19 protein-coding genes are annotated in these 17,638 nt (G+C 64.8%); 9 read left to right on the top strand and 10 right to left on the bottom strand.

The genetic code is table 11. The features are described 5' to 3' along the window. The first annotated feature begins 58 nt into the window (after positions 1–58). Complete coding sequence (locus EJ067_RS06965) at positions 59–1,033, top strand: hypothetical protein (protein WP_126085293.1); 975 nt, start codon at positions 59–61, stop codon at positions 1,031–1,033. Between the two features lie 27 nt (positions 1,034–1,060). Here the strand turns inward: EJ067_RS06965 and EJ067_RS06960 are convergent, their stop codons facing one another. The 7 genes from EJ067_RS06960 to EJ067_RS06930 all read right to left on the bottom strand — a co-directional run bounded on the left by EJ067_RS06960 (position 1,061) and on the right by EJ067_RS06930 (position 5,438). Further along, a complete protein-coding gene (locus EJ067_RS06960) occupies positions 1,061–1,486 on the bottom strand; it encodes an aldehyde-activating protein (RefSeq protein WP_126085292.1) in 426 nt (141 codons plus the stop codon). Between the two features lie 126 nt (positions 1,487–1,612). Further along, complete coding sequence (gene moaB, locus EJ067_RS06955) at positions 1,613–2,161, bottom strand: molybdenum cofactor biosynthesis protein B (protein ID WP_126085291.1); 549 nt, start codon at positions 2,159–2,161, stop codon at positions 1,613–1,615. Beyond that, on the bottom strand, positions 2,161–3,042 hold the full coding sequence (locus EJ067_RS06950) for a 4-(cytidine 5'-diphospho)-2-C-methyl-D-erythritol kinase (RefSeq protein WP_126085290.1): 882 nt from the start codon (positions 3,040–3,042) through the stop codon (positions 2,161–2,163). The genes moaB and EJ067_RS06950 overlap by 1 nt, the downstream gene beginning before the upstream one ends. Before the next feature lie 25 nt (positions 3,043–3,067). Then, positions 3,068–3,253 (bottom strand): membrane protein, encoded by a 186-nt coding sequence (locus tag EJ067_RS06945; protein ID WP_040971812.1) that lies wholly within the window; start codon positions 3,251–3,253, stop codon positions 3,068–3,070. An 83-nt stretch (positions 3,254–3,336) separates the two neighbouring features. Continuing rightward, positions 3,337–4,194, bottom strand: coding sequence for a S49 family peptidase (locus tag EJ067_RS06940; RefSeq protein WP_126085289.1), 858 nt, complete (start codon positions 4,192–4,194; stop codon positions 3,337–3,339). A gap of 210 nt (positions 4,195–4,404) precedes the next feature. Next, positions 4,405–5,214: a methyltransferase gene (locus tag EJ067_RS06935; protein WP_126085288.1), complete on the bottom strand. Its 810-nt coding sequence runs from the start codon at positions 5,212–5,214 to the stop codon at positions 4,405–4,407. Continuing rightward, positions 5,214–5,438 carry a DUF2007 domain-containing protein gene (locus EJ067_RS06930; protein WP_059186744.1) on the bottom strand — a complete coding sequence of 75 codons (225 nt, stop codon included), beginning with the start codon at positions 5,436–5,438 and terminating at the stop codon, positions 5,214–5,216. The genes EJ067_RS06935 and EJ067_RS06930 overlap by 1 nt, the downstream gene beginning before the upstream one ends. Positions 5,439–5,601: 163 nt before the next feature. On the opposite strand from EJ067_RS06930, the gene EJ067_RS06925 reads away from it, so the two are divergent. Then, positions 5,602–6,615 carry a polyprenyl synthetase family protein gene (locus EJ067_RS06925; RefSeq protein WP_126085287.1) on the top strand — a complete coding sequence of 338 codons (1,014 nt, stop codon included), beginning with the start codon at positions 5,602–5,604 and terminating at the stop codon, positions 6,613–6,615. A 294-nt stretch (positions 6,616–6,909) separates the two neighbouring features. After that, positions 6,910–8,685: a tetratricopeptide repeat protein gene (locus tag EJ067_RS06920; RefSeq protein ID WP_126085286.1), complete on the top strand. Its 1,776-nt coding sequence runs from the start codon at positions 6,910–6,912 to the stop codon at positions 8,683–8,685. A gap of 379 nt (positions 8,686–9,064) precedes the next feature. Here the strand turns inward: EJ067_RS06920 and EJ067_RS06915 are convergent, their stop codons facing one another. Further along, positions 9,065–9,526: a GNAT family N-acetyltransferase gene (locus EJ067_RS06915; RefSeq protein ID WP_126085285.1), complete on the bottom strand. Its 462-nt coding sequence runs from the start codon at positions 9,524–9,526 to the stop codon at positions 9,065–9,067. A gap of 170 nt (positions 9,527–9,696) precedes the next feature. Between EJ067_RS06915 and EJ067_RS06910 the strand changes: the two genes are divergently transcribed. Then, positions 9,697–10,641, top strand: coding sequence for a glycine--tRNA ligase subunit alpha (locus EJ067_RS06910; protein ID WP_126085284.1), 945 nt, complete (start codon positions 9,697–9,699; stop codon positions 10,639–10,641). Here the strand turns inward: EJ067_RS06910 and EJ067_RS06905 are convergent. Further along, positions 10,638–10,817 (bottom strand): hypothetical protein, encoded by a 180-nt coding sequence (locus EJ067_RS06905; RefSeq protein ID WP_126085283.1) that lies wholly within the window; start codon positions 10,815–10,817, stop codon positions 10,638–10,640. The genes EJ067_RS06910 and EJ067_RS06905 overlap by 4 nt on opposite strands. Before the next feature lie 253 nt (positions 10,818–11,070). On the opposite strand from EJ067_RS06905, the gene EJ067_RS06900 reads away from it, so the two are divergent. From EJ067_RS06900 to EJ067_RS06890, 3 genes are all read left to right on the top strand, one after another. Next, the gene (locus tag EJ067_RS06900; protein ID WP_126085282.1) at positions 11,071–11,472 is read left to right on the top strand and encodes a DUF559 domain-containing protein; all 402 of its coding nucleotides are present in this window, start codon (positions 11,071–11,073) and stop codon (positions 11,470–11,472) included. A gap of 68 nt (positions 11,473–11,540) precedes the next feature. Beyond that, a complete protein-coding gene (gene glyS, locus EJ067_RS06895) occupies positions 11,541–13,694 on the top strand; it encodes a glycine--tRNA ligase subunit beta (protein ID WP_126085281.1) in 2,154 nt (717 codons plus the stop codon). Between the two features lie 268 nt (positions 13,695–13,962). Beyond that, complete coding sequence (locus EJ067_RS06890) at positions 13,963–14,307, top strand: ATPase (RefSeq protein ID WP_126085280.1); 345 nt, start codon at positions 13,963–13,965, stop codon at positions 14,305–14,307. 78 nt (positions 14,308–14,385) lie between these two features. Here the strand turns inward: EJ067_RS06890 and EJ067_RS06885 are convergent, their stop codons facing one another. Continuing rightward, the gene (locus EJ067_RS06885; RefSeq protein WP_126085279.1) at positions 14,386–14,889 is read right to left on the bottom strand and encodes a hypothetical protein; all 504 of its coding nucleotides are present in this window, start codon (positions 14,887–14,889) and stop codon (positions 14,386–14,388) included. Between the two features lie 269 nt (positions 14,890–15,158). On the opposite strand from EJ067_RS06885, the gene EJ067_RS06880 reads away from it, so the two are divergent. Beyond that, positions 15,159–16,121 carry an L-threonylcarbamoyladenylate synthase gene (locus EJ067_RS06880; protein ID WP_189510452.1) on the top strand — a complete coding sequence of 321 codons (963 nt, stop codon included), beginning with the start codon at positions 15,159–15,161 and terminating at the stop codon, positions 16,119–16,121. A 79-nt stretch (positions 16,122–16,200) separates the two neighbouring features. Further along, positions 16,201–17,631: an FAD-binding oxidoreductase gene (locus EJ067_RS06875; RefSeq protein ID WP_126085278.1), complete on the top strand. Its 1,431-nt coding sequence runs from the start codon at positions 16,201–16,203 to the stop codon at positions 17,629–17,631. The last annotated feature ends 7 nt before the right edge of the window (positions 17,632–17,638 follow it).

The raw sequence follows: 17,638 nt of genomic DNA, 5'->3' as shown, positions 1-17,638 counted from the left end.
GTAGTGCCGAAGCGATAGGCAACTGTCGTTTCGTCGGACGCATGCATATGAGGACCCGATGGATCTTACTCCCCCAGACAATTCCGGCGCGACCAGCCTGGAGGCGATCGCCCGCGACGGCAGCCTGTTCAAGCGCATCGCCGTGCGCATCCCGACCTATATGACGGATCTTCGCGAAAACCCTGCCTGGTTGCCGATGTTCATGCTGGCGCGCACCATGCCCGGGCGCCGAATGCATTGGCTGGGCGCCAAACGGGCCGGCCCGTCAGACAACACGGAAAAGACCATGTTCACCGGCACCGATCGCGAGGCGGTGGTCGAGGCGCTGCGTTCGGAGGGTTTGTTTTCGGGCTTCATGCTGCCGCCGTCGATCCATGAGGAGATCGCCGCTTTCGCGCAGCGCACGCCCTGTTTCGGCAATTTCGACCGCCGTCTCGAATTCATACCGGGCGACCATGCCGAGGCGGAGAAGCGTTTCGGCCGCTCCCTGCTCAGCGGACATTTCTTCGAGCGCATCCTGGATTGTCCCGCGGCCCTTGCCGTCCAGAAAGACCCGCTGTTGCTCGATGTCGCCCGGCACTATCTCGGCGGCCAGGCAAAGCTGATCACCACGCGCGTCTGGTGGAGCTTCCCGACCGGCAAGCCTTCCGACGCCGACAAGAACCTCGCCTCGCTCGGCAAATATCATTTCGACCTCGACGACTGGCGCATGCTGAAGTTCTTCTTCTACCTGGCGCCGGTCGACGAAGGCACTGGTCCGCATGTCTATGTCCGCGGCAGCCACAAGCGCCGCGCGCTCAAGCATCAGCTGACGCTTCTTGTCGGCCATCCGGCAGAAGATGTGCTGGACGTCTACGGTCCGCAAAGCCCGGTCACGTTGACGGGCGAGGCGGGTCTCGGCTTCGTCGAGGATCCGTTCGGCTTCCACATGGGCACCGTGCCCGCGCGTACGCCGCGGCTGATGATGGAAATCGGCTTCGGCGTCTCCAAGCCCTCGCGCCGCCGCTTCCACGGTGAGCCGGTCATCCGCTGATTGCGGCATTCGTGAGTTCGGCCGCTCTCATATCCCGTGGACTTCGACCGGCATCCAGGCGCTGCGGCGCCTGGCCAGCCGCTGCTCGCGCGTCTCGGCGTCATAGCGGACAGGGATCGGCTCGCGACAGAATAGCTCGCGGTCGTCGAGCGCGTTGACGTTGACGATCGCCCTGGCGTCAGCGCCTCCGCCGGCGATCGCCGCGACATAGACGCCGCATTCGCGGCAGATGAGATAGTCGGCGGTGCGCAGGCCGAAGCGGTAGACCTGCAGCCGTGCTTTGTCTTCGACCGAAATGGCCAGACGCCCGCCCGCATCGGCGGCGGCACGCGAGCCATGCCGGGTGCAGAACGAGCACTGGCAGGCACGGATTTCCATTGCCGCCGGATCGAGCGCGGTGGAGAAGCTGAGGCGGATATTGCCGCAATGGCATCCGCCGTTGTGCACGGTCATGGCGCTGTCCCTTGCTTCACGGCACAAGGTACTTTGCCCTCATCGGCTTCGGAATGGCGCCTCGAAGGCGGGAGCGCCATTCCGCCTGCAAACCGGATGCCGATTGAATGCTTTGCCGGCGTTTTATTAGGCAGGCTTGCCGCCGCGCCTGAGATGCTCGTCGAGGCGCGGCATGATCTCGACGAAGTTGCAGGGCATGTGCCGGTAGTCGAGCTGTGCCTTGATGATGCCGTCCCAGGCGTCCTTGCAGGCGCCGGGCGAGCCCGGCAGCACGAAGACGAAGGTGGCGTTGACGACGCCGCCCGTCGCCCGGCTCTGGATCGTCGAGGTGCCGATCTTGTCGTAGGAGATGCGGTGGAAGACTTCGGAAAAGCCGTCCATGCGCTTTTCGAAGATCGGCTCCAGCGCCTCCGGCGTCACGTCGCGACCGGTGAAGCCGGTGCCGCCGGTGGTGATGACGACATCGACCGCCTGGTCCTTCGACCAGCCGAGCACCTTTTCGCGGATCTTTTCACGATCGTCGGTGACGATGTCGCGCGCGGCCAATATGTGGCCGGCTTCCACGATGCGGTCGGCCAGCGTCTGCCCCGATTTGTCGTCGGCGAGGCTGCGCGTGTCGGAAACCGTCAGCACCGCGATGCGCACCGGGATGAAGGGCCGGCCGTCGTTGGCCATCAGTCGGCCTCCATGCTGCGCGTCGCGGCGACGAACCAGCCGGGATGGCGGCCGCGGATGTCGATCGCCGCGCGCTTGGCGACATTGCCGGTCTCGAACAGGCCGAAACAGGTGGCGCCGGAGCCCGACATGCGGGCGAAGGCGGCGCCTGCCTTCTTGAGCGCCTTGAGCGTTTCACCGATTGCCGGCTGGATCGAACGGGCGGCTGGCTCGAGATCGTTGCGCGTGGTCTCCAGCCAGTTCCAGATCGTGTGGAAGTCCAGGCGGCCGGGCAGTGGCGGCAACGGCTCGCTGTCGCGCCTGGCAAGCGCCCTGAACACCTCGGGCGTCGAGACGGCGACACCCGGATTGACCAGAACCAGCGCCAGAGCCGGAAAGCCAGCCAGCGGCGACAAGTCATCGCCGATGCCGCGCGCAATCAGCGGCTTCGCCCTGAGGCACATCGGCAGATCGGCGCCGAGCGACAGGCCGATCCCCGCCAGTCCGGCTTCGTCGATATCGAGGTTCCATAGGTGCGAAAGCCCGTTGAGCGCGGCCGCCGCGTCGCTCGATCCGCCGCCGACGCCGGAAGCGATCGGCAGGTTCTTTTCCAGCCGGATCGCGATGGGCGATGCCTGCTGCGCGCCGGCTTCCCGCCGCAAGGCGTCGCGCGCCTTCACCACCAGATTGCTGTCATCGAGCGGCACGCCGGCGGCGAAGGGGCCAGATACCGAGAACGCGTCGCGCTCGGCCGGCTCGATCTGCAGCCGGTCGCCGAAGCGGGTGAAGACCGCAAGGCTGTCGAGCAGGTGGTAGCCGTCGTCGCGCCTGCCGGTCACATGCAGCGCCAGATTGATCTTGGCAGGCGCAAGCCATGTCCGGGACTTGGCCTCGGGCTCCAGAATGTCGGCTGCTGGCGAGATGGGTTCAGTCCTTGGCCAGACGGTATTCGCCGGTCTTGGGGTCCTTGACCAGCGTGCCCATCGTGCCGTTGGCCGCCTGTTTCTCGGTGCGCCGGATTTTGGCCGTCACGCGCTCGGCCTCGCGGATGAACGCGCGATAGCCGAAATAGGCGGCCGCGCCGACGACAACGAAGAAAATGATCTGCGGCATCTCGAAACTCCTTCCGCGTTTGCGCGGCAAGGCCGGCCGTACGGGTCGGTTAAGCAATTATGCTAGACGCTTTCATGGCTTTTTCAAAGCCCGAAGCGCGCCCACAGCGCGCGCTCTTCCGCCGCATCGATGGCGCCGCTGGCGACTGCCGCGGCGATGTCGGGCGCCGAGAAGCGCGAGCCGAACAGGCCGAAACGGCCGAAAAGCCCGCGCGGCGCGGTGATCAGCTTGAGCTGGGTCTTGTCGCCGAAACGGGTCTTGAGCACGCTGCGCATGTCGCCCAGCGCATCGACGAGACCGAGCTCCAGCCCCTTCTTGGCGGTCCAGAACAGGCCGGTGAACAGGTCCGGATCGTCCTTGAGCTTGGTGCCGCGCCGTTCCCTGACGAGATCGATGAAGGTCTCGTGCACTTCGAGCTGCAGCGCCTTCAGCCGCTCGACGTCCTCCTTCTTCTCGGGCTTGAAGGGGTCGAGCACGGCCTTGTTCTGGCCGGCGGTATGCACGCGCCGTTCGACGCCGATCTTCTTCATCAGTTCCGGGAAGCCGAACGATGCCGAGACCACGCCGATCGAGCCGACGATCGAGGACGGGTCGGCGAAGATCTCGTCGCCGGCGATCGCGATCATGTAGCCGCCGGAAGCCGCCACATCCTCGACGAAGACCAGCACCTTCTTGTCCTTTTCCGCCGCCAGGTCGCGGATGCGCTTGAAGATCAGACGCGACTGCACCGGCGAGCCGCCCGGCGAGTTGATCGAGATCGCGATCGCCGGCGCGTCGAAGCCGAACGCCTTTTCGATCATGCCGGCCGTCGAGGCGAGCGACAGGCTCGGCCGGAACTGGCCGCCGCCGGCCATGATGGTGCCATGCAGCCGGATGACGGGAATGGTGACGACTGTCGAGCGCCAGGATTTCGGCAGCAGGCGGTTGAAGAAGCGTTTCACGAAAACTTGTCTCCAGAAGAGGTGCAAGAGCAAGGTGAGACCTCATCCTTGCTCCCGGCATGTAGGAATTCGCCGGCCAACGGCAATGCCGTAGTGCCGACCGATGCATGTCGCGCAAAAGTGTGCGGCGGTTTTGCGAAAAAGACATGCATAAAATAAGACCTTGAAGCGCGTCGCCTGGTTCCGTTTCAACGCGACGCGCTTCAAGGATCAATCGCCGAACAGCGACGCCAGCCCGTTGTTGATCATCTCGGTCCGCTCCGTCGGCCCGTTGCCGGACGGTCCGTGCAAGATCAGCGGCGGCCGGATCGACAGCTTGCCGCGCGCGCCGAGCACTGCCCTGACGACGATGCGGATCGCCGCCGCGTCCGGGCGAGGATGGACGCAGAGCATCTCGGCATCGCCGAAGCGGCCTTCGATCGCGTCGAGCATGGCGACGAGCTGCTCCGGCCGGGCAATCGCCGCCAGCCCGCCGCGCGGCTTGACGATCGCCGCCGCGCTCCTGATCCAGCGCTCGAACAGCCCATCCTCCGTGACATGCGCTTCCCGGCGCAGCGCGTCCGGCGTGGCGCGATCCTCGGCGGCGTTGAAGGGCGGGTTCATGATGACGAAGTCGAAGGAGTTGTCGGCAAGCCCGGCTTCGGCCCGTGCGCGGCCGGCAAGCGTGACGTCGGCCGTCAGCACCGAGGCGCGGTCGCCGAGATGCGCATTGCCCGGATGCGCGAGCGTGGCGGCGGCAAAGCCGGCCATCTCGGCGGAGCGCTCGACCAGCACCGCGCGCGATTGCGGACAGCGCGACAGGACGGCAAGGGCCGCGGCGCCGGCACCGGCGCCAAAATCGGCGAGCCTGCCGGAGAAAACCGACGGCACGGCCGCCGCCAGCATCATGGCATCCATGCCGGCGCGGTGGCCTTGCCGTGGCTGCACCAGCCAGAAGCGCCCGCGATGGAAGGCATCGACCGTATGGGCCGGGGTGTCGGCCTGCGAGGCGTTGGGAGCGAGGTTGCTTGGAGCGGGCATTATTTCCGGCGGATCTCGTTCTCGATGCCGGCATCCTTCAGGATGCGCCGCGCCGCATCGGCCTTGTCGGCATCGACCATGATGCGCCTCGGCAGGATGCCGATCGATCCGTCGAGCACGCTCATGTTCTGGTCGGCGACGAAGCAGGCGATGCCGGCGTCGCGCATCAGCGATTCGACGAAGGAGATGAGGACGGCGTCATTGGTGCGGACGAGTTCAATCATGGAATGAAAATCGCAGGTTGCGGCGTTCATGTAAACGTCGAGGCGGACCCGCGCCAGCCAAGCCGCGCCAATTCGCCTCTTGCCGTGCGCGGTTGTGCCGACCTAGAGTCCCGTCGGGACCAGGGTGTTGTCGTGCGCGTCAACTGAGACGGGAGTGATCGTGGTGGGTGTCGTTCTGAATATCGAGGGCAAGCGGGAACCTGCTTCCATCAAGGATCTCATCGATCTGACGGCAGCCGACATGGGACGCGTCAACGAGCTGATCCTGTCGAAGGCCGGCTCCGACGTCGAGATGATCCCCGAGGTCGCCAACCACCTGATATCGTCCGGCGGCAAGCGGCTCAGGCCGATGCTGACGCTCGCCGCCGCCCAGATGTTCGGCTATGCCGGCGAGGGCCATGTCAAGCTCGCCACCGCGGTCGAGTTCATGCACACGGCCACGCTCCTGCATGACGACGTCGTCGACGAAAGCGCGCTGCGCCGCGGCAAGAAGACGGCGCGCATGATCTGGGGCAACCAGGCGAGCGTGCTGGTCGGCGATTTCCTGCTCGGCCAGGCTTTTCGCATGATGGTCGAGGTCGGCTCGCTGGAAGCTTTGGACATCCTGTCGAGCGCCGCCTCCATCATCGCCGAAGGCGAGGTGATGCAACTGGCCGCCGCCAAGAACCTGGAGACCACCGAGGACGAGCATTTCGCGGTCATCAAGGCCAAGACCGCCGCCCTGTTCTCGGCCGCCGCCGAGGTCGGCCCGGTAATCGCCCAGGCCAGCCGCAACGATCGCGCCGCGCTGCGCTCCTACGGCATGAATCTCGGCCTTGCCTTCCAGCTCATCGACGACGCGCTGGACTATGGCGGCTCCAGCAAGGAGCTCGGCAAGAATGTCGGCGACGATTTCCGCGAGGGCAAGGTGACGCTGCCGGTGATCCTCGCCTACCGGCGCGGCACCAAGGCCGAGCGCACCTTCTGGAAGCGCGCGATCGAGGACAATGTCACCGACGATGCCGGGCTGGAGAAGGCGATCGGCCTGATGACCCGCCACGGGGCGATTGCCGACACGATCGGCCGCGCCCGTCACTTCGGCGAGATCGCCCGCGACGCCCTGGCGCCGCTGGAGGCGACGCCGCAGAAGTCGGCGCTGATCGACGTCATCGATTTCTGCATCAGCCGCGTCAACTGAGAGCCTTGGTTTCCGGGCGTCCGCCGTGCGATGCCGTTGCCGCCGAGGGCTTCCGCTCTACCCGTTTGTAGAACGATCGATTGCCATGCGAGATCGGCGCATCAGCCAGACGGGTAATCGACGTCAAGGCTGGATGCAGATATTATTCCCGGCGGCCATGCTCTGTTGAGCGGCACGAATGTGATTCGCTCCGGATTGAAGCGTGACCCCAAAAAGGCCATGCTTTGTCTGGAAAAGAACGAGTCTGTGGGCGGTCCGCCAAGGGCGGGATCGCGTCTGGCTGAAAGGGATACGATGCGGCAAGGACGTGCGCGCTGGCTGGCAAGGCTGGCATTTTTGACGGGTGTGGCGCTGTCGGCGCTGCCTGCCCATGCCAAGGAAAACGCCCAACCGATCCAGATCACGTCCTTCTCGGGCGCCTATCTCGCCGCTCACACCGCCGAGAGCGACAACGATCTCGACAATGCCATCGCCTATTACAAGCAGGCGCTGGCCTTTGCCCCCAACGACACCGACCTGCAGCAGAGCCTGATGCTGGCGCTCGTCGCGCAGGGCCGCTTCGAGGAATCGCTGGTCTATGCCGACAAGCTCAAGGAAGTGCCCGATGTCGAGCGCTTCTCGCGCCTGGCGCTTGCTGTCGATTCCTTCCACAAGAAGGACTACGCCAAGGCCCAGTACTGGCTGAAGCTGTCGCTCGAATCCGATCTCGACCGGCTGCTCTCCGGCGTCATGGACGGCTGGGCCAAGGAAGGCGCGGGCGATGCGTCCGAGGCGATGGCTTCGATCGACAAGCTCAAGGGGCCGGACTGGTTCGGCCTGTTCAAGTCCTTCCATCGCGCGCTGATCGCCGACGCTGCCGGCCTCACCGACAAGGCCGATGAGATCTATGCCGCCACTCTGGCCGACACGGCCGCGGGCGGCTCCGCGCCCGAGACGTGGATGCGCAACGCCCAGGCCTATGCCTCCTTCCTCGCCCGCAAGGGCGACAAGGCAAAGGCGGTTGCGGTGCTGAACCAGGCCGAAGCCTTCGCGCCGGGCAAGCTGGAAATCACCACGCTGCGCGACAGGATCAACAAGGGCGACAAGATGGAGCCCCTGGTCGCCACTCCGGCGGACGGCGCCTCGGAAATCCTGCTCGATCTCGCCACCGCGCTCAACCGTGGCGGCGGCGAGCCCTTCGTGCGGCTCTATCTGCAATATGCGCTGGCGCTGAAGCCGGACAGCGACGCCGCCCTCGTGCAGCTCGCGGCGGTCGCCGAGCAGCTGAAGGACGGCGAAGCCGCGATCGCGCTCTATCGCCGCATTCCGGCCACCTCGCCGCTGAAGCAGCTGTCGGAGCTGCAGCTTGGCCTGAACCTCGCAGACATCGACCGTCACGACGAGGCGATCGCGCATCTCAAGGGCTATGTCGATGCGCATCCGACCGACATGCGCGGCTATCTGGCGCTTGGCGGCGTCTACTCGTCCAAGGAGGATTTCCGCTCGGCCGCCAATCTCTACGACAAGGCTGTCGAGCAGCTGAAGGCGCCGACCGCCGCCAACTGGAACATCTTTTACCAGCGCGGCATCGCCTATGAGCGGCTGAAGGAATGGCCGAAGGCCGAGCCCAGTTTCCGCAAGGCGCTCGAGCTGCAGCCCGACCAGCCTCAGGTTCTGAACTATCTCGGCTATTCCTGGGTCGACATGAACACAAACCTCAAGGAAGGCCTGGCGATGATCCAGAAGGCCGTGGATCTCAGGCCAAGCGACGGCTACATCGTCGATTCGCTTGGCTGGGCCTATTACCGCCTCGGCCGCTTCGACGACGCCGTGCGCGAAATGGAGCGCGCTGTGTCGCTGAAGCCGGAAGATCCGGTCCTCAACGACCATCTGGGCGACGCCTACTGGCGTGTCGGCCGCAAGCTGGAAGCGACCTTCCAATGGACCCAGGCCCGTGACCTGAAGCCGGACCCGGACGTGCTCGCCACCCTGCAGCAGAAGCTGCTCAAGGGTCTGCCGCCGATCGAATCCAACACGGCGCAGGAAACCCCGAAGGTGAAACCGGTCGCGCCGCCTCCGCCGAAGGGCTGAGCGACTTTCGTCGACGTTCAAGAATGCGGGGCTCGTCGAGCCCCGTTTTCGTTTCGGCTTGGCGTCCTAGCCGAAACGCCTATCGCTTCGTCATTCTATGGCGGAGCAAGGAGCGAAGCGACGCGGCGCAGACCATAGAATCCATGCCGTGACCTTAAGGCGTTGCAACGGTGCAGAATTCTGCTCCGCTGCGTTCTTCGATCAAGGTCACGGCATGGATTCCAGGGTCTGCGCGACGCCGCTTCGCGGCTGCTCCGCCCTGGAATGACGAGGTCGCGAAGGATTAGTCAATCTCCAGCGTTAGCGCTCATCTCGCGGAAATGGACGATGAAAGTCTGCTCCAGACGAACGGCGGCTCTCAAATCCCTATGTCGAGGAACTAGAACATCTTGCGATAAACGACGAAGCCGGAGCGCTCGCCGATCTTGTCGTAGAGCTGCATTGCGGTGTGGTTGGTCTCATGCGTCAGCCAGTAGACGCGGCCAGAGCCAGCGGCTTTTGCGCGCTCGTAGACGCCTTCGATCAGAGCCCGGCCGACGCCCTGGCCGCGCACGGCCTGCGACGTGAAGAGATCCTGCAGATAGCAGTTCGGCCCGATCGCCGTGGTCGAGCGGTGGTAGAGATAGTGGACGAGGCCGAGAAGCTTGCCGTCGCGCTCGGCCACCAGCGCATGCACCGGCTCGTAGGCGTCGAAGAAGCGCGACCAGGTCATCTGCGTGATCTCGCCGGCAAGCGCGGTCTCGCCCGAGCGGCCGTAGAAGGCGTTGTAGCCGTCCCAGAGCGGCAGCCATTGTTCGTGGTCCTGCCGGCTGACGGAACGGACGGTGAGTTGACCGGGCATTGCGGAATCTCTGTCGTTACGGTCAGGCGAGCAAACGGCCTGCTGCGACGCCCTGCAATGGGCCAGCCGCCGGCAAAGCGTTCAACCTCTCCGTGATGCGGCGCCTGCCTTGACGCTTGCCGGCCCGGCAACTAGGGAAGGCTTGAATCCCAGCGCTTTCCGAGGCCGCCGTGACCATCGACATTCCTGCCCACATGCACCCCAGCCGCTCCTTCCAGGGGCTGATCCTGACGCTGCACAATTACTGGGCTGCCTATGGCTGCGTGATCCTGCAGCCCTACGACATGGAAGTCGGCGCCGGCACCTTCCATCCGGCGACCACCTTGCGCGCGCTCGGTCCGCGTCGCTGGAACGCGGCTTACGTGCAGCCGTCGCGGCGTCCGAAGGACGGCCGTTACGGCGAGAACCCGAACCGGCTGCAGCATTACTATCAGTACCAGGTGATCCTGAAGCCGAACCCGCCGAACCTGCAGGAGCTTTATCTCGGCTCGCTCGAGGCGATCGGCGTCGATCCGCTGCTGCATGACATCCGCTTCGTCGAGGACGACTGGGAAAGCCCGACGCTGGGTGCCTGGGGTCTCGGCTGGGAGTGCTGGTGTGACGGCATGGAAGTGTCGCAGTTCACCTATTTCCAGCAGGTCTGCGGCATCGAATGCGCGCCGGTGGCGGGCGAGCTCACCTATGGGCTCGAGCGCCTCGCCATGTATGTGCAGGGCGTCGACAACGTCTACGACTTGAACTTCAACGGCCGCGAGGGCGCCGAGAAGGTCACCTATGGCGATGTCTTCCTGCAGGCCGAGCAGGAATATTCGCGCCACAATTTCGAATTTGCCAACACCGCGATGCTGCTGCGGCATTTCGAGGATGCCGAAGCCGAGTGCAAGGCGCTGCTTGCCGCCGGTGCGCCGGCGTCGAATGACAATCTGGCGGCGCACCGTATGGTCTTTCCGGCCTATGACCAGTGCATCAAGGCGAGCCACGTCTTCAACCTGCTCGACGCGCGCGGCGTGATCTCCGTCACCGAGCGCCAGAGCTACATCCTCAGGGTGCGCAATCTGGCGAAAGCCTGCGGCGAGGCGTTCCTGCAGACGCAGGCGGGCGGTCTGGCGGCTTAAGCCAGCAAGGCTTTCGCGATCTCGGCGACGGGCGGCGGCAATATGCTCTGGCTGCTTGCGCTTTCGATCGTGCGCAGGGCCTGCCTCACGCCAGGCATCGAGAACGTACCATGCATCTGGGCGGCGAAGCAGGCGCTCAGTGCCAGGATCTGCAGGGTTCTCGATGCCGTTTTCATCGTCGTTCAGCCAATAGTTCTCCGCCTGAGCGTTGGTCGCTTCAGTGCCGCGTTTGGTTCATGGGATGTCTGCTCTTAGGACGGGTGGGCACGCGTCGTCCCGACAAAGAACTGAAAATTTCCCGATATAGGTCTGATTGGCGATCGGCAGGCAGGGTGACAGCGGCCGGCCGAGTTGCTATGCGCCCTCTACCTCCCCCTTGATGGGGGAGGTCGCCGCGAAGCGGCGGGTGGGGGTGACGGGCGCTTCCCTATGCCAAAACTTGATCGCTTCAAGTTGCAGTCCGCGCGAAGGCTGCGCGCGGCGATGACCGACGAGGAACGCAGGTTGTGGCGGCACCTCTGGCGCATCCCAGTCGAAGGCACGCACTTTCGTCGGCAAGCATCGGTTGGTGGCTACTATCCCGACTTTATCTCACATCGGCTGAAGCTGATTATTGAGGTGGATGGCTTCCACCATGGTGCCGATGATCAGCTGGGCCATGATGAAGTTCGAACGCGGTGGTTTGAAGGCCAGGGCTACCGCGTTGTCCGTTTCTGGAATCACGAGATAAAAAACGAACTGGATTCCGTCCTCGATACAATCTATGCGGCGGTGGAAGAACGGAAATTACACCTGCATCTGCGCGACGGTGCCGAAGGTAATGGCAGCTGAGAGGCCGCCAGCCCACCCCGGCGCTACGCGCCGACCCTCCCCATCGAGGGGAGGGTGGGAGCTTAACTATGCCTGACCTGCTTCTGGAACTTCGCTCCGAGGAAATCCCCGCGCGCATGCAGCGTAAGGCTGCCGGCGATCTCAGGAAGATGCTGACCGACGGTCTTGTCGAGGCGGGCCTGACCTACGAGGCGGCGCGCGAATACTGGACGCCGCGGCGCCTGGCGTTGGACATCCGCGGGCTGACGGCGCGCTCGAAAGACATTCGCGAGGAGATCAAGGGTCCCTCGACCACGGCGCCCGAGCAGGCGGTGCAGGGCTTCCTGCGCAAGGCAGGCCTTTCATCGATCGCCGAGGCGCATGTCCATTCCGATCCGAAGAAGGGCGACTTTTACGTCGCCCACATCGCGAAGCCGGGCAGGGCGGCTGAGGAGATCATTGCCGAGCTGGTGCCCGGCATTATCAAAGACTTTCCCTGGCCGAAATCGATGCGCTGGGGGCCGGCCTCGGCCAAGCCCGGCTCGCTGCGCTGGGTGCGGCCGCTTCAGTCGATCGTCTGCACCTTCGGCCCGGAGACCGAGGAGCCGGTGGTGGTCGACTTCGAGATCGACGGCATCCGCTCCGGCAACGTCACCTTTGGCCACCGCTTCCATGCGCCGGGGCCGATCACCGTTCGCCGTTTCGACGACTACGTGGCCAAGCTCGAGGCGGCAAAGGTCGTGCTCGATGCCGACCGGCGCAAGGAGATCATCCTCGCCGACGCGCGCAACGTCGCCTTCGCCAACGGCCTCGATCTCGTCGAGGACGAAGGCCTGCTGGAGGAAGTCTCCGGCCTGGTCGAATGGCCGATCGTGCTGATGGGCGAGTTCGAGCAGGACTTCCTCACCATTCCGGCCGAGGTCATCCGCCTCACCATCCGCGCCAACCAGAAGTGTTTTGTCACCCGGCCGCAAGGCGCGGCCGAGGACCTCTCCAACCGCTTCATCCTCGTCGCCAACATCGAGGCGAAGGATGGCGGCAAGGAGATCGCCTACGGCAACGGCAAGGTGGTGCGCGCGCGCCTTTCCGACGCGCTCTATTTCTGGAAGACCGACCAGGGCGACCTGCCGGACCTCGGCACGCTGCAGGAGTCGGCGGCGAAGTTCGAGCTGGACCTGAAGAAGCCGCTCGACCAGCGCATGGCGCGGCTCGATCATCTCAACGTCACCTTCCATGCCAAGCTGGGCACGCAAGGGGAGCGGGTCGCGCGGATCAAGAAGCTTGCTGAAGAGCTGGCGCCCGTGGTCGGCGCCGATCGCGCGCTCGTCGCCCGCGCCGCGGTGCTCGCCAAGGCCGATCTGCAGACCGAAGTGGTCGGCGAGTTCCCCGAACTTCAGGGCGCAATGGGCCGCAAATATGCGCTGCTGCAGGGCGAGCATGCGTCTGTGGCAGCGGCCGCCGAGGAGCACTACAAGCCGCAAGGCCCGTCCGACCGGGTGCCAACCGACCCGGTCTCGGTTGCGGTGGCGCTTGCCGACAAGCTCGACACGCTCACCGGCTTCTGGGCGATCGATGAAAAGCCGACCGGCAGCAAGGACCCGTTCGCACTGCGCCGCGCTGCGCTCGGCGTGGTCAGGATCCTGATCGAGAACCGCATTCGCCTGGGACTGACGTCGGTCTTCGCCAAGGCCTTTGCGAATTTTACGGACGGGGCCAGGCAGATATCCGACCTGCTTGCCTTCTTCCACGACCGCCTGAAAGTCTATCTGCGCGACCAGGGCGCGCGGTACGATCTGATCGATGCCGTCATTACCCCGCAGTCCGACGACCTTCTGCAGATCGTCCGTCGCGTCGAGGCGCTGGGCTCCCTGCTCGACACCGAGGACGGCAAGAACCTGCTCGCCGGCACCAAGCGCGCCGCCAACATCCTGGCCGCCGAGGAGAAGAAGAAAACGCTGGTCGCCGAGACCGTTGAGCCGGCGCTGTTCCGCGAAGACGCCGAAAAGATGCTGTTTTCCGCGGTGAATCAAGCCGAGAAGGAAGCCGGCCAAGCGATTCAGAATGAAGATTTTTCCGCCGCCATGCTGACGCTTAGCGTGTTGCGCGAACCTGTTGATTCATTCTTTGAAGGCGTTCTCGTGAATGATGAGGACCAGGCCGTGCGCGCCAACCGCCTGGCGCTGCTTGCCCGCATCCGCGCCGCCACCGACCAGGTTGCCGATTTTTCAAAAATCGTCGGCTGACGGCTCAAGAAATTGCCGATCCGAAGCTGCCCGCGCCTCACAAGGCGCGGGCGTGCTTCGACAATTTGGCGGCCAAATTTAATACGCCGGAGCCGGCTTACAGTCATACGACGATGACCTCCGCATGGGAGAACCAATGCATGTCGCCCAGAAATGTTCAGCGGTTCTGGGACCACGACATGCATCAAACAAAGACTTGAGCCGCGTCGCCTGAAATTCATTTCGGCGCGACACGCCTCAGGACGTTCCCCAACCACGGAGGCATGCCATGAATTCCGTTCACGATATCGAATTGACTGAAGAGACCCCGGCCGCCGCCGAGGCCACCGAAACCGCTTCCGACGACATCCTCGACCATGCTGCCGCCGCGGCGGTCGAAGCCGTCAATCCGTCCGAAGACGATGAGGAAGAAGGCGACGAAGACGCCGGCGACGAAGAAGCCGATGAGGAAGCCACTGCCTCGGGTGACGATGAGGACGACGAAGACGGCGACGACGATGAGGACGCCGACGAAGACGGGGAACCCAAGGCCTCGGGCGACGATGAGGACGAAGACGGCGAGGACGACGAAGAAGAAGAGTCTGAAGACGACGACAAGGAAGAAGCGGCCTGAGCCGTTTCTTGCCGGTTGAAAGCAGGAGGGACGACGCGGCAGGCGTCGCCCCTCTGTCGGTCCTGAAGGTTTGCGCGCCTACATTGCCTTGCTGAAGCGCGGCGATACCGGGGGTTCTTGCGGTTGGGCTTTCGATTGCGCCTGTTCGTCCGAGGCGCTTGCGGTCGCGGCCGCCTTGTTCTCGGCGGCGGCCTTGTCATCGGCCGCTTTGGCGTCGCCGTTGGGGGGTGCAGCGGCCGTGCCGTTGGGAGGCGTGGCCGCAGCCGGCGCGCTGCCGTTTGCCGGTGTTGCAGCCGCCGGCGCTGTGGCCGGGGCGCTCGCAGCGGGCGCTGCTGAAGCGCCACCTACGATACCGCCGCGAATGATCGTCGGCGCCTGCGCATGCCTCTGCCCGGACTTCTCCGGGATTGCGGCCACCTTCTCTTCGGTGACGGCTGGCACCGGCTCGTCGAGCCCCACTATGGACGGCGTGGAAGCCGCGGAAACCCTACCGGGCTCGATGGAGGGCAGCCTGACTACGGATGGCGTCGAGGTGGCAACGCCAAGCACGACGATGGACGAAGCTTGCGCCAAGCCGGTCATCGCCAAAAGCCCGATACCGACCGCTGCCAGTGCAATTCCAGGAAAAATGCGTGACGGCCGTCCGTTCGGATTTGCGTCAAAGCAAAGCATACGCATCACGGTAACTCCCCGAGCCCAACACCCCGAAATCCGTAGCCTAGCGGCGGCGAATTGATGCCGGCTTGCGTCGAAACTTAACATTTTAGGGATTGATAAATCGCCAATACCCGCCCTTGCCCCTCGTTCCATGCCGTATTACGGGACCGGCGTGTTCAGGAACGGTGGTGAATTTGGCTGAGATACTTGCCGTCGGCGAGGCGATGGAGCGGGCGGTGGCGCTGCTCGAAGGCGGCGATGTCGTCGCCATCCCGACCGAGACCGTCTACGGGCTGGCGGGCGATGCCACCAACGGCGTTGCCGTGGCGCGTATCTTCGAGGCCAAGGGCCGTCCGCGCTTCAATCCGCTGATCGCCCATGTCGCCGATCTCGCCATGGCAGGCCGCATTGCTGCATTCGATCCGCTGTCGGCGAAACTGGCCGAGACCTTCTGGCCTGGCCCGCTGACGCTGGTGCTGCCGCAGCATGCGGAAAACGGCATCCATCCGCTGGTCACCGCGGGGCTGGACACCATCGCGCTGCGCATGCCGAAAGGTTTTGGCGGCGAGCTGATCGCGCGGCTCGGCCGGCCGCTCGCGGCTCCCAGCGCCAATTCCTCCGGCAGGATCAGCGCCACCACGGCCGAGGCGGTGGCGGCCGATCTTGGCGGGAAGATCAAGCTGGTGGTCGATGGCGGCGCGACGCCGGTCGGCCTGGAATCCACCATCGTCAAGATCGAGGACGGCGAACTGCGGCTGCTGAGGCCGGGCGGTATCGCTGCCGAGGACATCGAAGCTGTTGTGGGCATGAAGATGATGCGCGGCGCCGCCGGCATCGAGGCGCCCGGCATGCTCGCCTCGCACTATGCGCCGGGCGCATCGGTCCGGCTCAATGCCGAAAAAATCGGCGAAGGAGAGGCGCTGCTCGCCTTCGGCCGTGATCGTGCCGAAGGCTGGCGCAATGCGGTCGCGGTGCGCAATCTTTCCGAGGCCGGCGATTTGCGCGAGGCCGCGACCAACCTGTTCGCCTACATGCAGGCGCTCGACCGCAGCGGTGCCGCCACCATCGCCGTCGAGCCGATTCCGTTCGACGGCCTGGGCGAGGCGATTAACGACCGCCTCGTGCGCGCCGCCGCCCCGCGTGACAAGATCGCCTGAGCCTATCTCTTTGTTTTGACGCAATTCCGGACGGAAAACCGCTTCACACTTTTCCTGGAATTGCTCTAGGTTCGGGCTCATGAACGACCAACCCTTCGACCTCGATCCCGCCCTCATCGACCGCTTCGCGGCAATCGTCGGCGACAAATACGCGCTGCGCGACCAGGCCGACATCGCGCCTTACATAACCGAGCGGCGCGGCCTCTGGCATGGCCGGACCTCGCTGGTGCTGCGGCCGGGCAGCGTCGAGGAAGTGAGCCGCATCATGCGGCTGGCGACCGAGACCGGAACGCCGATCGTGCCGCAAAGCGGCAATACCGGGCTGGTCGGCGCCCAGGTGCCGGACAGGTCCGGGCACGACATCGTGCTGTCGCTGTCGCGGCTGAACCGCATCCGTGAGATCGATGTTTTGTCGAACACGGTCACCGCCGAGGCCGGCGTGATCCTGCAGACGCTGCAGGAGGCCGCCGATGCCGCCGACCGGCTGTTTCCGCTGTCGCTCGCGGCCCAAGGTTCCTGCCAGATCGGCGGCAATCTGTCTTCGAATGCCGGCGGCACCGGCGTGCTTGCCTATGGCAACGCGCGCGAGCTGTGCCTCGGCGTCGAGGTGGTGCTGCCGACCGGCGAGGTGTTCGACGACCTGCGCAAATTGAAGAAAGACAACACGGGCTACGATTTGAAGGACCTCTTCGTCGGCGCCGAGGGCACGCTTGGTGTCATCACCGCCGCAGTGCTGAAGCTCTTTCCCAAGCCGAAGGGCAGGGAGGTCGCTTTTGCCGGCCTGTCTTCGGCTCGCGACGCGCTGTCGCTGTTCAGTCTGGCGACGGACCAGGCCGGCTCGTCGCTCACCGCATTCGAACTGATCGGCAAGAGGCCTTACGACTTCACGCTAAAGCATGGCCAAGGCATCACGCGGCCGCTGGCCGACGACTGGCCATGGTATGTGTTGATGCAGGTTTCCTCCGGCCGTTCGGAAGAAGACGGCAGGGCGCTGATCGAGGAGATTCTTTCAGCCGGCCTCGAGCAAGGCATCGTCGGCGACGCGGTGGTCGCGGCCAGCCTTGCCCAGGGCGATGCCTTCTGGAATTTCCGCGAGACGCTGCCCGAGTGCCAGAAGCCGGAGGGCGCTTCGATCAAGCACGACATTTCGGTGCCCATTGCCTCGATCCCGGACCTCATCGAGAAGGCGGCAACCGCTGTTGCGTCCGTCAGCCCCGGCGCGCGCGTCGTCTGCTTCGGCCATATGGGCGACGGCAATTTGCACTACAACATTTCCCGCCCCGAAGGCGGTGACGACGAAGCGTTCCTCGGCCTCTACCGCCCGATGAACAAGGCCGTGCACGACGTCGTGCGCTCCTTCCACGGCTCGATCTCGGCCGAGCATGGCATCGGCCAGCTGAAGCGCGACGAGCTGATCGCCACGGCGCCGCCGATGGCGATCGACCTGATGCGCCGCGTGAAGGCGGCGTTCGATCCGGCCGGTATCATGAATCCCGGTAAGGTTATCTGATCCTTCC

Source organism: Mesorhizobium sp. M1D.F.Ca.ET.043.01.1.1 (assembly GCF_003952385.1).
Taxonomy (GTDB): Bacteria; Pseudomonadota; Alphaproteobacteria; order Rhizobiales; family Rhizobiaceae; genus Mesorhizobium.
This window is presented reverse-complemented; position numbering and strand designations above follow the sequence as displayed.